This window comes from Bradyrhizobium arachidis, assembly GCF_024758505.1.
Classification (GTDB): Bacteria; Pseudomonadota; Alphaproteobacteria; order Rhizobiales; family Xanthobacteraceae; genus Bradyrhizobium; species Bradyrhizobium manausense_C.
In genome coordinates this window covers 3,656,350-3,671,427 of the sequence record NZ_CP077970.1, presented here as the reverse complement: position 1 = coordinate 3,671,427, position 15,078 = coordinate 3,656,350, and the positions used below count along the sequence as shown (strand labels likewise).

Annotated in this window: 11 protein-coding genes; 4 read left to right on the top strand and 7 right to left on the bottom strand. The window is 64.0% G+C overall.

Features of this window, described 5'->3' with window-relative positions; translation table 11 throughout:
• Positions 1-440: 440 nt before the first annotated feature.
• Complete coding sequence (purB, locus tag KUF59_RS16520; RefSeq protein ID WP_212458248.1) at positions 441-1,748, top strand: adenylosuccinate lyase; 1,308 nt, start codon at positions 441-443, stop codon at positions 1,746-1,748.
• A 134-nt stretch (positions 1,749-1,882) separates the two neighbouring features.
• On the opposite strand, the gene KUF59_RS16515 is transcribed toward purB, so the two are convergent.
• Positions 1,883-2,377 carry a hypothetical protein gene (locus tag KUF59_RS16515; protein ID WP_212458247.1) on the bottom strand — a complete coding sequence of 165 codons (495 nt, stop codon included), beginning with the start codon at positions 2,375-2,377 and terminating at the stop codon, positions 1,883-1,885.
• A 176-nt stretch (positions 2,378-2,553) separates the two neighbouring features.
• Here KUF59_RS16515 and KUF59_RS16510 point away from each other — a divergent pair, with 176 nt between their 5' ends.
• Complete coding sequence (locus KUF59_RS16510) at positions 2,554-3,726, top strand: M20 aminoacylase family protein (RefSeq protein ID WP_212458246.1); 1,173 nt, start codon at positions 2,554-2,556, stop codon at positions 3,724-3,726.
• Positions 3,727-3,810: 84 nt separating this feature from the next.
• Here KUF59_RS16510 and KUF59_RS16505 read toward each other — a convergent pair whose 3' ends face one another.
• Positions 3,811-5,661 (bottom strand): ATP-binding protein, encoded by a 1,851-nt coding sequence (locus tag KUF59_RS16505; protein ID WP_212458245.1) that lies wholly within the window; start codon positions 5,659-5,661, stop codon positions 3,811-3,813.
• A 210-nt stretch (positions 5,662-5,871) separates the two neighbouring features.
• Between KUF59_RS16505 and KUF59_RS16500 the strand changes: the two genes are divergently transcribed.
• Positions 5,872-7,257 (top strand): ABC transporter substrate-binding protein, encoded by a 1,386-nt coding sequence (locus KUF59_RS16500; RefSeq protein WP_212458244.1) that lies wholly within the window; start codon positions 5,872-5,874, stop codon positions 7,255-7,257.
• A gap of 79 nt (positions 7,258-7,336) precedes the next feature.
• Here the strand turns inward: KUF59_RS16500 and KUF59_RS16495 are convergent, their stop codons facing one another.
• Both KUF59_RS16495 and KUF59_RS16490 read right to left on the bottom strand, forming a co-directional pair.
• Positions 7,337-9,244: an acyl-CoA synthetase gene (locus tag KUF59_RS16495; protein WP_212458243.1), complete on the bottom strand. Its 1,908-nt coding sequence runs from the start codon at positions 9,242-9,244 to the stop codon at positions 7,337-7,339.
• A 164-nt stretch (positions 9,245-9,408) separates the two neighbouring features.
• Positions 9,409-10,128: a hypothetical protein gene (locus KUF59_RS16490; protein WP_212458242.1), complete on the bottom strand. Its 720-nt coding sequence runs from the start codon at positions 10,126-10,128 to the stop codon at positions 9,409-9,411.
• A 177-nt stretch (positions 10,129-10,305) separates the two neighbouring features.
• Here KUF59_RS16490 and KUF59_RS16485 point away from each other — a divergent pair, with 177 nt between their 5' ends.
• Positions 10,306-11,349, top strand: a complete 1,044-nt coding sequence (locus tag KUF59_RS16485; RefSeq protein ID WP_249140323.1) for a SecDF P1 head subdomain-containing protein — start codon at positions 10,306-10,308, stop codon at positions 11,347-11,349.
• Positions 11,350-11,383: 34 nt separating this feature from the next.
• Here the strand turns inward: KUF59_RS16485 and KUF59_RS16480 are convergent, their stop codons facing one another.
• The 3 genes from KUF59_RS16480 to KUF59_RS16470 all read right to left on the bottom strand — a co-directional run bounded on the left by KUF59_RS16480 (position 11,384) and on the right by KUF59_RS16470 (position 15,076).
• Positions 11,384-12,073 (bottom strand): aspartate/glutamate racemase family protein, encoded by a 690-nt coding sequence (locus KUF59_RS16480; RefSeq protein WP_212458241.1) that lies wholly within the window; start codon positions 12,071-12,073, stop codon positions 11,384-11,386.
• A 55-nt stretch (positions 12,074-12,128) separates the two neighbouring features.
• A complete protein-coding gene (locus tag KUF59_RS16475) occupies positions 12,129-12,770 on the bottom strand; it encodes a glutathione S-transferase family protein (protein WP_212458240.1) in 642 nt (213 codons plus the stop codon).
• A 92-nt stretch (positions 12,771-12,862) separates the two neighbouring features.
• Entirely contained in the window at positions 12,863-15,076 is a 2,214-nt protein-coding gene (locus KUF59_RS16470) for a hypothetical protein (RefSeq protein WP_212458239.1), read from the bottom strand.
• Positions 15,077-15,078 lie beyond the last annotated feature (2 nt).

Genomic DNA, 15,078 nt, shown 5'->3' with positions numbered 1-15,078 from the left:
AAAGCTCGGCCCTTAGTGGGGCAATTTTGCAGCCTGCGCCGCGATCTGGCGCGCAACCAGCAAATTGAGCCACTGCCCGATCTGCCCGGTGAAATTGAGGATCTCGATAGTCATTGTCTTTCTCCACTTATCCCCGGCTGCCCTTCAATTACGTCCCTCGATCCGGTTTGTTTCGGATGTCGGGCCCCCCGTGGACGGCCGGCAGGACGCTCAATTGGAGCATCCGAGAACGGATATACACATCTCGCTGACAGATTTCAATATCTGTCAGTCAGTTTTCCGTGATTGACCGGAATGATCCAAACCACCCCAATATCCCCCGCTGGCTAGCCATTCCGGTTTGTTTCGCCCTCCCAGCTCTGCTAAATCGCGGCGTAAAAAGCATTTTGGCAGGTCGCGCGCCCCCTTCGGGGCCGCCCGCCCACCTTTGGAGCCGTCGCATGATCCCCCGCTATACCCGCCCGGAAATGGCCTCGATCTGGGAGCCGCAGACGCGGTTCAAGATCTGGTTCGAGATCGAGGCGCATGCGGCGGACGCGCTCGCCGAGCTCGGGACCATCCCGAAGCAAGCCGCCAAGACGGTCTGGGACAAGGCCCGTAACGTCACCTTCGACGTCGCCCGCATCGACGAGATCGAGCGCGAGACCAAGCACGACGTCATCGCCTTCCTCACCCATCTCGCCGAGATCGTCGGCCCCGAGGCGCGCTTCGTGCACCAGGGCATGACCTCCTCCGACGTGCTCGACACCTGCCTCAACGTGCAGCTCACCCGCGCCGCCGACCTTTTGCTCGCCGACCTCGACAAGGTGCTGGCGGCGCTGAAGAAGCGCGCCTTCGAGCACAAGATGACGCCGACCATCGGCCGCAGCCACGGCATCCATGCCGAGCCAGTCACCTTCGGCCTCAAGCTCGCCTTTGCCTATGCGGAATTCTCGCGCGCCAAGGAGCGGCTGATCGCGGCACGCAAGGAAGTCGCGACCTGCGCGATTTCAGGCGCAGTCGGCACGTTCGCCCAGATCGACCCCCGCGTCGAAGCGCATGTTGCCAAAGCGATGGGGCTCGTGCCCGAGCCGATCTCGACGCAGGTCATCCCGCGCGATCGCCACGCGATGTATTTTGCCACGCTGGGCGTGATCGCCTCCTCGGTCGAGCGCCTCGCCGTCGAGATCCGTCATCTGCAGCGCACCGAGGTGCTGGAAGCCGAAGAGTTCTTCTCGGAAGGGCAAAAGGGTTCTTCCGCAATGCCGCACAAGCGCAACCCGGTGCTGTCCGAAAACCTCACCGGACTCTCCCGCATGGTGCGCGCTTATGTGACGCCGGCGCTGGAGAACGTCGTGCTCTGGCACGAGCGCGACATCTCGCACTCCTCGGCCGAGCGCATGATGGCGCCTGATGCGACCGTGACGCTCGATTTTGCGCTGGTGCGCCTCGCCGGCCTGATCGACAAGTTGCTGGTGTACCCCGCCAACATGCAGAAGAACCTCGACCGCCTCGGCGGCCTCGTGCATTCGCAGCGCGTGCTGCTGGCGCTGACGCAGAAGGGCGCGAGCCGCGAGGACTCCTACAAGCTCGTGCAGCGCAATGCGATGCCGGTCTGGCGCGGCGAAGGCGACTTCCTCCAGCTCCTGAAGAAGGACGCGGAGGTGAAGAAGTATCTCACCGACGCCGAGATCGAGGAGCAGTTCGACCTCGGCTATCACCTCAAGCACGTCGACACGATCTTCAAGCGCGTGTTCGGAGAGAGCTGAAGCCTCTTGTCATTCCGGAGCACGCGCGGCGCGCGTGAACCCCAATGCGCAATTGCGCATTGTGGAATCTCCTGCCACAAACCTCTGGATTCCGGGTTCGACGCTTCGCGTCGCCCCGGAATGACGGCGAGCCACTACAATCGCTTCTGCAGCCACTTCACCAGCGCAGGGCTGCCGATCGTTGATGTGCCGAAGCTGCACATGTTGCCGTCGACATAGCCGCTTCGGCCGCGCCCCTGCACGTAGCGCTTGCTGAAGAAGATCGTATGCAGCTTGTTGCCGGAGTCATCCAGCAACACGAGCTGCCAGCGCAGATCGGGCTGGTAGGCCAATTGTGCCGGCGCCAGCGTCTTGACGGCCGCGGCCAGCTCCGCTGCATCACGCTCGGTCAAGAGCAGCGTCGAACGTTCGCTGGAATAGCTCGCAAAATGTTCCGGCGAGATCGGAATATTGGCGAGCAAGCGATCGGATATCTTCAACAGATCGATGCGCTTCACCTGGCGGGCGAGGATCTTCTGGCTGATCGCATCGATCGCGGCGGTCGCCGAGCCAACATCGCAGGCGAAGGCCGGGCCGGCAATGACGGAGAGGCAGGCAGCCAGCACAAAAATGTCGCGTCCGAACCGCATCGCTTGCCCCCGTCCCGGCCTGTCTTCCACGACCCTATTGCAAAACCGCAGGGTGGATTAGCCCCGCGGCTGCGCGAAGCCCAGTCCGCTCGGCGTAATCGACCATTCCTCGTGACACCACGGTGGGTTACGCTACGCTAACCCACCCTACGAACAACAACAAACGGACCCTTCCCATGCCCATCGTCAACCGCATCGCCGCCCTGTCAGACGAAATGGCCGCCTGGCGCCATGATTTTCATGAGAACCCGGAGCTGCTCTACGAGGTCCACCGCACCGCCGGCATCGTCGCCGACAAGCTGCGCGCGTTCGGCTGCGACGAGGTGGTGACGGGCATCGGCAAGACCGGCGTCGTCGGCGTGATCCGCGGCCGCAAGACCGGCTCCGGTCGCACCATCGGCCTGCGCGCCGACATGGACGCGCTGCCGATTCTGGAAGCCGCCAATGTGCCCTACGCCTCGAAGGTGCCGGGCAAGATGCACGCCTGCGGCCATGACGGCCACACCGCAATGCTGCTCGGCGCCGCAAAATATCTCGCCGAGACGCGCAATTTCGACGGCACGGCCGTCGTCATCTTCCAGCCGGCCGAAGAAGGCGGCGGCGGCGGCAAGGCGATGGTCGACGACGGGATGATGACGCGCTGGGGCATTCAGGAAGTCTACGGCATGCATAACATGCCGAACCTGCCCGAGGGCCATTTTGCGACGACGCCGGGCGCAATGCTCGCCTCCTCCGACACCATCGAGATCATCGTCACCGGCAAGGGCGGGCACGCCGGCGCCCTGCCACACAAGGCGGTCGACAGCGTCCTGATCGGCTCGCAGATCGTCAACGCGCTGCAATCGATCGTTGCGCGCAACGTCGATCCCTTGAAGTCGGCGGTGATCTCGGTCACGCAGTTCCACGCTGGTACGGCCGACAACATCATTCCTGAGACCGCGGTGCTTCGCGGCACCGTGCGCACGCTCGACCCCGAGGTGCGCGATCTCGTCGAGCGTCGCATCGGTGAGGTCACCGACAGCATCGCGCGCGCCTTTGGCGGATCGGCCGAGACTAGATACACCCGCATGTATCCGGTGACGATGAACCATGCGCGCGAGGCCGGCGTCGCCGCCGAAATCGCCCGCGACATCGTCGGCGCCGATCGGGTCAACGAAAAGTTCATCCCGATGATGGGCGCCGAAGACTTTTCCTTCATGCTGGAGGCCCGCCCCGGCGCGATGATCCTGGTCGGCATGGGCGATGGCCAGGAATGCCACCACCCCGCCTACGTCTTCAACGACAACATCCTTGGCCACGGCGCCTCCTATTGGGTGCGCCTGATCGAGAAGACGATGCCGGCGGGTTAGACTCGGTGCCGTAGGGTGGGTTAGCCCCGCGGATTGCGCGAAGCGCAAACCGCTCGGCGTAACCCATCCTACGCACCGACATGCTCACGAGGCTCGGCGGCGCACAGTGGGCAAATCGGCATCCATGCCGGCAGAAGCGGTCTCGTCTGGCTCTAGAGGCAGGGTGAACTGAAAGACGGCGCCCCGAGGCTCATTCGCACCGGCCCACATCCGTCCGCCGTGGGCCTCGATGATCGAACGGCAGATGGCCAGGCCCATGCCCATGCCCGCGGCCTTGGTGGTGTAGAAGGCTTCGAACAGGCGGTCGACGTTCTTCGGATCCAGTCCCGGACCGGAATCCCGCAAGCTGATAAGCACGCCATTCGCCCCCTCTCTGTCGGTGCTGATCAGCAACTCCCGTGTTCCCTCGCTGACCTCGCTCATCGCCTCGACCGCGTTGACGATCAAGTTCAGGATCACTTGCTGGAGCTGGACCCGATCCGCCTGAATGAGTGGCAAGCCCTCCGTGAGTTGCGTTTGCACCGAGACATGTTTCTTGTGCGCTTGGCCACGGGTCAGGGCGATGACTTCAAGCACCATCTGGTTGATCTCGAGATCCTCCTTGCGCGGCGGCGTCTTTTTGATGAGCGCCCGGATCCGGCCGATGACGTCGCCGGCTCGCAGGCCGTCGCTGACGACGTATTCGAGCGACTGCCGGAGTTGCACCAGGTTTGGCGGCTGACGGGCCAGCCAGTTCAACCCGGCCTGCGCGTTGGCCACCACCGCCGCGATCGGCTGGTTGATTTCATGGGCGATCGAAGCTGTCAGTTGCCCCATCGTGCTGACGCGATTGGCGTGCGCTAGCTCCATCAGGGCTTCACGGTAGCGCCGCTCGCTTTCGCGGGCTTCGGCTTCCGCCTGCTTTCGCTGGGTCAAATCGAGGACAAAACTGACGCCTTGATTTCTGCTTTCCTCGAACATCGTGCCGCCGATCAGCACGGGCACCCGGCCGCCGTCCTTACGAATGTACTCCTTCTCGAACGGCCGGACGGACCCGGTCTCCATCAACTCCGCGATGTTGCGCGCGTCGCCGCCGCTCCATTCCGGCGGCGTCAGCGTGTGGCGGTGCAGACGACCCGAGGCGAGATCTTCCCGATCGTAGCCAACCATTTGGAGAAAGGCATCGTTCGCATCAAAGATCAGACCGTCGAGGTCCCAGATGATGATCCCGATGATGCTGGAGTCGACCAGGCGACGGATCTTCCTGTCGCGCACCAACAGATCGCTGTGAAGCTGAACATTCTCCTCTGTTGTCGTTCTGCGTCGTCTCGCTTCGAAGCGCGCGAGCGCCAGCGCGGCACCGGCGAGCGCGACGACAAGGACAACGGCGGCAGCAATGAGCCAGATCCAGCGTTGCTCGAACGCCTCGGCGCGTGACTCCCGTTCGGCGAGCAGGAAGCGCTCGTGATCCACCATCAGATCGATTTGCGACCGTATCTGATCCATGCTGCGGGTCATCGCCAGCGCCGCCAGCCCCGAGGTGCCGGCCGTCTTCACCAACTCGTCGATCTCGCGCAGCTTTGCTGAAAGGGTCAGCGTCAGATGTGTGGCGCGATGGCTCTGCGCTGGATCGCTTGCAACCAGCGTCTGTAGCGCCTGCGCCTCTCGTCGCACGCCTTCGTCGGAGACGCCATAGGCCTTGAGATAGGCGGGATCGAGGGTCATCAGATACCCGCGCCTTTCGTTCTCCAGTTCGGCGATGATCGCCCGCAGTCGATCAAGCGTTTCGAGCACCTGGCGGCTATGCCCAACGACGTGATGAGCCGTCTGTCGCTCCTGCCAATATTCCAGGCCGAGAAGAGCGGTCGCGGCAAACAGCATCAGCAGCACCGTACCCGCCACGACGAGCGGACGGGCAAACCACCGAAAAAAATGGCCCCGAGCAAAGACTGACATTTGGCCGCGCGTCTTCGGAGCTCGCTTGACCGGCTATGTTCTGTGCCGACGTCAAAGCATTTGCTAGAATAGCATGACCGGTCCGCACAGGTGAGCCGGGAACCCGACATTCTCGATCCGCATGTTGCACCGGTTTCGCAGTCCGTCATTTGGCTTGCGAGAGACATAGCGTCGCATGTCACGTGTTGTGACCAGGTTAGGAGTACCAACATGGCACCGGGTGAAAACACACTGGGCGGTCGGGCCTCGACCAGCCGAAGAAGCTTCGTCAAGGCATTGGGCAAGGCGGGAGCAGTCCTGCCGACATTAACCGCGCTTTCGCGGCTGGGGTTTGCCGAGGATGCCGCCGCGAATTACGCCAACGCGGCGATCGATTGGAAGCAGTTTGCGGGACAGACGATAACGCTCGCGGGAGCGATTCACCCGTGGTCGAATGCGATCACTCCGCTCTTGCCGGAATTCACCAAACTGACCGGCATCACGGTGGATTCCGATTTCCAGCTGGAAACCACGTACATGGGCGCCGTGCCGATCAAGCTAGCGCGTGGCAGCACCACGCCCGACGTGTTCATGTTCACGACCTATGGCCAAGGCGTCTCGGCAGGATGGCTCGAGCCGTTAAGCGCCTACTATTCCAACAAGTCTCTGATCGATCTTCCCTGGTATGACGAGAACGACCTTCTCAAGACGGCCCGGGCTTTCCCGCTGTGGACCGATGGTGAACGGTACGCCATGCCGATTACGTCCGAGGCGATGACCCTGTTCATCAACAAAGATGCGCTGGCAGCCAAGGGCCTGCCGGTTCCTCAGACTTTCGAAGAGCTGCTAGCGACCGCCAAGGCGATCAAGACCAACGACATGTCGGGCATCGCCATGCGCGCCCAAGCCAGCTTCAACTCCTGCCCGCCGGCCATCGGCTTCGTGTTCTCTTACGGCGGGACCCTTGTGAAAGATGTGAAAGACAATAAGGCCGGCTTTGCGAGCCCGGAGGCGATCGCCGCCGTCGAGATGTACGGACAGTTGCTCAGCCAGGCCGGGCCGTTCGGCGCCGGCAGCTATGAATGGTACCACGTGCTGGACGACTTCATTCAGGGCAGGACAGCTATGGCAATCGACAGCAGCAACTTCGCAACCGACATCTCCAATCCAGCGAAGAGCCGTGTCGCCAATCAGGCTGGCTATGCAGCCTTTCCGCATCTGCCCGGCCGCACTCCCGTCCCGTTCATGTCGCACTGGCAGGCGTGCATCAATTCGAAATCAAAAAACAAGCGGGCCGCTTTCCTATTCCTGGCGTGGGCGACGAGCAAGCCGACATCGCTGCAGACGGCCGCAGCGGGGCTCGCAACGACACGCGTGTCGGCCTGGTCCAGCGACGGCTTCAAGAAGGCGTTCGGCGCCCAAGCCGCAGAGGCGGCACTGAGCAACCTGCAAAATGCCGATGTCGACCGCGCCAAGGCGATCCTTTTCCATCCGCAATCGAAACTCATCCTCGACGCCTTCATGATCGGCGTCAATGAAGTGGTCAACGGCGCAACACCAGCGAAGGCGGCAATGACCACCGCTGCCGAAAAGGCCAATGCGGCAATCCGCGGATAGCGGCGAGACGTTCATCCAACCTGAAGACGTCGGGCCGCGCTTTGCGCGGCCCGACGAGTTCACCCCACGCTACGCGCGGCTAACCAAACACCACCTCGTGCCGCATCACGAACGGCCCGAGCAGCTTCTGCACCTCGCCCGTCACCGCCTCGCGCTTGTCGGCCGCCACACCCGCGATCGTCACCGTCGCAATCGAGCCGTGGCTGCCATGCGCGCCGACTTTCACCTTGCAGTCGATACCCTTCTCGGTGAGCGGCGCGAGCACATTGGTGAACACGCGTTGCGCGGCGTCCCAGCGCAATTGCGGCTTGAACACTTTTCCGACGCCGGTCACCGGCATCGGATCGATCGGGATGACCTGCACAGGCACGGCGGCGCGCTCCGGCGTGCGCTCACGCACCCAGGCCTCGAGCTCGCCCGGCTGCACGGTCGCGCCCGGCTTCAACTGCACATAGCCGACCGGTAATTCGCCGGCATAGGCGTCGGGCTGGCCGACCACGGCGGCGAAGCCGACCGCGGGATGCTGGAACATGATCTCCTCGATCGGTGCCGGATCGATATTGTGGCCGCCGCGGATCACGAGATCCTTGGCGCGGCCGGTGATCCAGAGATAGCCATCCTTGTCGAGCCGGCCGAGGTCGCCGGAGTTGACCCAGATATCGTCGACGAACGCGCCCTTGTTGTGGGTGTCGTTGAGATAGCCGCCGAACACGCCCGGCCCGGCCATGATCACGACGCCGATCTCGTCGGGTGCGCAGTCGCCGAGCAGGCGGCCGTCGGCGTCGAGCTTGACGACGCGCACACGCGCGTAAGGCATCGGCAGGCCGACCGAGCCGAGCCGGATCGGCCGCGACGGATAGGCTATGGTGTGCACGCTCGACGTCTCGGTCATGCCGTAGACTTCGACGACCGGCAGCTTGAGCTTGTCCTGGATCGCCGAGCCGACGGCGACGGGAATCGCGGAGCCGCCGCCGGCGGCATATTTCAAACTTGAGATATCGGCGTTGCCCCGCGGAATCCCGAGCGTCGCGGCGAGCACCGTCGGCACACTCGACAGCGCCTCCGGCTTGAAGCGTTCGACGAGAGCCCAGATGTTCTTCACCGCGTTCGGATTGCGCCAGCCGCTCGGCGACAGCACGACCAGCGAGCCGCCACCCGACAGCGTCGTCAGCACCTGCGTCAACGATCCCCCGACATGGAACAGCGGCATGCCGAACAACAGATTGCCGCCGGGCTTGGTCTGCAGCAGCAGATTGAGCGCCCAGGCCTGGTAGACCTGGTTGGCATGGGTATGCCGCACCAGCTTCGGCGTGCCGGTCGTCCCTCCGGTGTGGAAATAGGCCGCGATGTCGCTATCGAGAATCTTGCGGTCGCTGACGAGGCGATCGGCCGGCTGCTGCTTGATCAGATCGTTGAAGGAATAGATGCCGTTGGCCGGATCGCCGCCGCCGAACACCTGCACGATTGCCTTGAGATGCTTGAGCTGCGGGCGGATCTGCTCGACCTTCTGCCAGATGTCGGTGCCGGGCATCGGCCCCAGCGCGACGAGGATTTTCGTGTTCGCGGCCTCCAGGATCTCGGCGATCTGGTGCGGCTCCAAGAGCGGATTGACGGGATTGGCGATGCCGGCGGCTTCCGCGCCGAGCAGCGTCACGAAGGCGTCGGGCACCAGCGGCAGCATGAAGCTGATGACATCGTCCTTGCCGGCGCCGAGCGCGTGGAACATGTTGGCGGCCTGGGTGATGCGCGCGACGAGATCGCGATAGGTCACCACGACAGGCGTATCGGCCGGATCGGCATTTTGCAGGAACTGGATCGCCGGCGCGTCCGGATTGCGCGTAGCGCCGAGCTTCATCGCCTCATAGGTGCTGGCGGCGGCGACGCGGTCCGCATAGGGGACCCGCTCGAACTCGCGGACCTCCTCATCCGTCGTCAATTCCGGATAGCTGTCGCCGATAAGCCGATCGAGCGCGTGAATGCCCGCCATGTCAGTCCGTCCTCCCTCGATTTCCACTTCCCCGCCCCCGCGTCTTTGACATCGTTGGGCGAGGCCGTGATCCGGCGCATGGCACGGATCGCGAGCCGACAGAATGATCGATGATCGGGCCGCCGTCCACCGCTGGCTATGGCGAAAAAATCGGACGCCAGTCCTTATTTCTTCCTGCGATAGAGCCCCGTAAAGCTCACGCCGGCGCCGCCGCAGTCGCCATTGTCCTCGACCATCAGATAGGGCCCGACGCGCTGCATCCGCACCCGGCAGCCGCTATCGCATTTGGTCTCGAACGGCAGCCAGCCATCCTCGAGGAAGGCGATGGTGTCGGCCCCGGGCTTCACCTGGGCGTCGATGACGCCGGTGTGGACGTCCCGCGCGGTGGGCACCACCATCTCGCCCTCGACGTGCAGCCGGCCGCCGAGACCGCCAGGCGCGATCTCGATCGTGCCACCCGGCTGGGTCCACGTGCCCAACCAATCCGATGCCGCGGGCGCGGACGCCGGCGCCAGCGGACGCAGCGCGGCGCTCGGCAGCCAGCCCCTGGTCCAGACCGGCTTCTTTGCCGAGGGCGATTGATAGCTCACACAGGTGAATTCGCCGACGGTCCGCCCCGACAGCACGACGTCGCCGGGCACGAGATAGGACGCCTTGCGGCAGGCCGCACTGGCCGCCGGGCAAGCGGCAGCCTTGAAGTCGTCGTCATAGGGGCTCTTGACGAAATTGACGCGCGGGCTCGCGGTCACTTGCGCGGCCACCACCGCATGGGCATCGTCCCAGTCGACGCCGATACAATTTTTGGGATCGTAGGCGTCGTAGGCCGAGGCTGAGCTCACCACGAGCATCGCCGACAAGACCAACCCGATCATCTTGGCCCGCATGGCCCGCTCCTGCGCCGATCAGCTTCTTCAATTCCTTGGGTTGCGCCAGCAACCGCCCGGGTTCGAGTGGCCGCGACATTGAACCTCCGCGCCCGAAAGCCGGACCAAGAGACTGGCAAGAGCTTTGCGGGCGAAAAGGACGGCATGACCATGACAATGTGGGCCGAGAGAACCAGGATGGCGGGGTTTTTCGTCGCCCTCGCCTTTGTGCCCTTCCTTCCCAATACCGCGGCCGCCGACGCGCAACTCGACAAGGCGCGCGCGGCCATCGCAGCCAATGCCGCCAAGGCGCTGGAGACGCAGGGCGGCTCCCGCATCGTGTTCAAGGTCGATGCAGCGGCCTTGCGCGAGGCTATTGTGACCGACCTGCGCGACGATCTCTACCGCACCTTGCGCGAGGGCCGCGTCCCGTTCTCGGGTCTCGCGATCAACAACGGCGGCGTCGAGGTGAAGATTGCCGACGCCAAAGATCGCGACCGCGTGCTCGGCAAGCTCACCCCTGCGACTGAAGCCAAGACGCCGTCCGGCATCGAGGTCTCCGATGCCGGCGGCGGGCTGACGCGGATTGCGCCGACGCAAGGTGCCTTCGCCGACCGCCTGCACGATCTGGTCGGGCAGTCCAGCGAGATGATCGAGCAGCGCCTGCGCAATGCCGACATCAAGGCCGGCGTGCTGCCCGATGGCGCCGACCGCATTCGCGTGCTGCTCCCCGGCGTCGCCGATCCCGATCGTGTGGCCGCAATCTTCGCCAGGAAAGTGCGGGTCAGCATTCGCCTCATCGATCTCTCGATGTCGGCCGAAGACGCCGTGAAGAACTCCCCACCGTCAGGCGCGGAAGTGCTCTACGGCTACAAGGACAAGCAGCCCTATCTCGTCCTCAGGGACGGCGGCATGGATGGCGACGATATCGTCGACGCCAGTCCGGGCCTTGCAACCGGCACGCGTGACCCAATCGCCTCGTTCCGCTTCAACGCGCGCGGCACACGCCGCCTCGCTCACATTACCGCCGACAATATCGGAAAGCCCTTTGCCATTGTGCTCGACGATCAGGTGCTCTCGGCACCTGTCATCCGCGAGCCGATCACCGGCGGCTCCGGGCAGATCTCCGGCAACTTCACGATCCAGGAAGCCATGACCGTGGCAATGATGCTGCGCGCGGGCGCGCTGCCGGGACGGCTGACCGTCGTCGAGCAGCAGATCGTCGAGCCCGCCAAGCACTAGGTTCCGGCATACGGCGCGCCCCACGAAATTTCAGTCATCCGATCGCGAAATCAGCCGCTGCCTCTGCGTGAATCGCGGTCGTGTCGAATGTCTCGACCGCCGTGTCGTCCCGCCCGACCAGCATCGTGATCTCGGTGCAGCCGAGGACAATGCATTCCGCGCCGCGCGCGACGAGCGTTGCCATTACGTCCTGATAGCGATGGCGAGATGGAGCCGCGACGATTCCAAGGCACAGCTCGTCGTAAATGATGCGGTTCACATCAGCTCGCTCGTCGGCAGGTGGAACCAAGACGTCGAGATCATGTGCGCGCAGTCGATCGATGTAAAAGTCTTCCTCCATGGTGAACTTCGTGCCGAGGAGCCCGAGCCGCCGGTACCCCCGGGCCCGAATTCGCTGCGCAGTCGCGTCACCAATGTGAATGAACGGGATGGTCACGCTCGACATGATGTCAGGCGCCAACTTGTGCATCGTGTTCGTGCATAACACAATCGCGCGCGCGCCGGCGCGTTCGAGACGCCGCGCCACCTCCGCCAGGCTGCTCGCCGCCTCCCCCCAGCGGCCGGCGTACTGCATTTCCTTGATCTCTTGAAAGTCGTAGGAATACATCAGCAGCGGGGCCGAATGCAGCTTGCCCATGCGATCGCGGACCCGCTCGTTGATGAGCTTGTAGTAAAGCGCGGTGCTCTCCCAGCTCATGCCCCCAATCAGGCCAACAGTCTGCATCTGGCGCCTCCCAAAAGTGGTTCAATCGGGTCGTGGAGAAGAAGTCGAAGCGGCGTCAGCTCAACAGCAGCGCCATGCCCGGATCGCCCTTCTCCATCGCGCGGCGGTAGGCCGGACGCGCGCCGATCCGCGCCAGGTATTTGACGATGTTCGGGCAGCGTGTGAGATCATAGGGCTGGAAGTACCGCATCGTGGTGAGCGAAAAAACCATCATGATGTCGGCGGTGGTGAATGCCTTTCCCGCCAGATACTCCGCAGCTCCAGTGCGGGCTTCGATGAGGTCGAAGGCGCGGTCGAGGCGCGCGCGGATCGCAAGCAGCACCGGATTGTCCTCCGCCAGCTTGAGGCGGTTGAGGATCATCACCCGGCCCATCGCCGCCTGGAACGTGCCGTTGGCGAAATGATACCAATACAGGAATTGCGCAAAATCGGGATCCTCAGTGCGCAGCGTCAGGCGGCCCTGGCCGTACTTTGCGACGATGTACTCGACGATCGCGCCGGATTCGGCGAGCACGACGCCACCGTCCTCAATGACAGGCGCCGCGCCGATCGGATGCAGCGCCTTGTAGTCGGCGGGCGCCAGAATGGTCACGGGATCGCGCGCGTAGCGCTTCAGCTCGTAGGGAATTTCGAGCTCTTCGCAGAGCCAGACGATGCGCTCGGATTGCGACTTGCCGAGGTGATGAACGGTGAGCATGCTGCCTCCTCCGGCCGCGCGGTGCGCGGCGCTCCAGGACCATGCTCATACCGCTAGCACAGGTGGTGGCGATCGGGCAGCCCGGGAGCTCTTTACCTGACGACGGCGAGGTGAGCACCCGGCCCGTCCGGTGCGGCTTGGATCGTCGCGCTCGCGCGCGGCGCGGTGGCAAGACAGCCGAACATCGGCGTCACCATCTCCAGCTCCCGGCGATAGTCGTCGTAATCGGCGGTGCTCGGATGCACGAAGCCGAGCTGAGGCGCCCGGTCGGCCATGCGCCGCAGCACGATCGGCGCACTCGCCGGCGTGAAATGAGCCCCGCCGGGACTGGCCAGCGTCATGATGAGGCCGCGTGCGGGCTCGTTGCTTTCGGGGCGCGAGACCATGATCACGCGGATCGCCCCTCGCTCGACCGTCACGAAGCTCATGAAGGGACGGCCGTCCGGAATGTAGACCCGCCCCTTCTGCGTGTGCCCCGCGTCAACCCGCTCGCGCTCCTCGAACGTCAGGCAGCCTTCGGCCTCGTCCCAGTGAATTTGGACGAGATAGGCATTGATGGAGTCGGTCGCGGAAAACGCCGGCCGGAAGCAGACATAGAGTCCCTCCAGCCGCACGACATCTGCCCGCGCGTAGCTGCCGAGATCCTGCGCGGCCTCGGTTTTGGGCTGCAGCGACGTGTCGAGTTCGGCGGCAAGCGACGGCGCCTCGCGGAACGTGATGCTCGGGAGCGGCGTTTCCGCGGCGCGCTTTGCGCAATCCTTGCGGATGCGCTGCGACTTGTTGAACACCGCAAGCACCATGGCGCCGACCACGAAGCCGGTGAGACCGGTGCTGAGCGCGATGGTGACGATCGCATTCTCCGGATGCACGTAGAACTGTGCCAGCACGGACGGGTCAATCATCGAGCCGACCAGCCATCCGGTGCCGATCAATGCCAACCCGTTTCCGAGCGCGCCAAGGCCCAGCACGCGGTACCATCTCCATTCCACCGTCCCCAGATAGCAGCAGAGCAGCCCGAGCGAGATCGTGCAGGCTAGCGGCGTAATGACCCCCGGCAGCCGGTCGACGAACTGATTGAGGACGTCCTGGAAGCCCTGGCCCTGCAGCAGCGCCGGCACCAGCGGAATTCCGATCCGCAGCGCGATCGAAAGGCCAGATACGATGAGAGCCGCGAGCATCAGTTCGGCGATCGGGGGGAAGCCGAGCCGGTCACCCTCGCGGCGTTCGATGAAGCGCTGCGCCACGACGATCGCACCCAGCACCGCAAAACCGATCGAGACGCCGAACGTGATGGCGATGATCAGGACTTTTCCGATATCCAGGCGACGCGTGCCCGGCATGAACAGCATCATGCAGACGCTGAGCAGGATCACCAGCACGATGGTCGTCGCCCATTGGTCGGGACCGAAGCTCGGCGTCGGACGCGCATCGAAGCCGAGGCTGGCAAGACGCTGGAGGCGGCCATTATGCGTTCGCTCGCAAAACAGCACGAACCGCGCCATGAGGCTGCACGTCAGGTTCGAAACCTCGGTGATGCTGCAGTTCAACGCCTCCCTCAGCTCGCGGGTGGGTTGCGGCGACGTGAAATAGGCAAGGCCCGTGTGCATCAGCTCCTCGTAGCGCGCATCCGCGCGCCCGGAGACGGTCTCGCCGAGCTGCATGATCCTCGCATAGGCGGAGCGGCTGTAGCTGTTGGCGGCGAATTCGGGCGCCATCCCGTTGTTCCGAGGCCCTACGAACAGGCTGTACAACGCGACCGCCCGGGTAAAGCGCGCGGCAACCGAGCCGTCCCGGCTGAAGTTCAGCGCCTGCGGTCCGATATTCTCGGAGATGATTTTCGCGACCTGGCTTCGCAGCCTGTCCGTCGGCTCGAAATCGGCACCCTGCGCGAGCTCGATCGCGAGCCGGTCGGCCTCGCGCGGAATCGCCGCCAGCTTGACGCAGAAGGTTCGCGCGGCCGTATCGATCCGCGCCACCTGACGGAACTGCGACGCCACGACGATGATCAGCGCCGCGACGATCGGGGCGTATTGCGCAAGCTGGGTTTTCGCCTCGGGATTGACCGTCGTGATCGCCTTGCCCATCCAGTCGAAGCCGATGCTGCCCTGAACCAGGCCGATCATCACGAGGACCCAGAGCGCGACGATCAAGGCGTAGTAGAAGACGACACCGAGGAAGAACAGCGCAAACGTCGTGCCGGAGCGATTGGTCGGCGGAGAATTGAAGCGGGTCCAGGCGACGACATAGAGGGCCAGAACGGCGATGATCCATTCGCTCTTGGTCACGATCTCATGAAGGATGAACATGG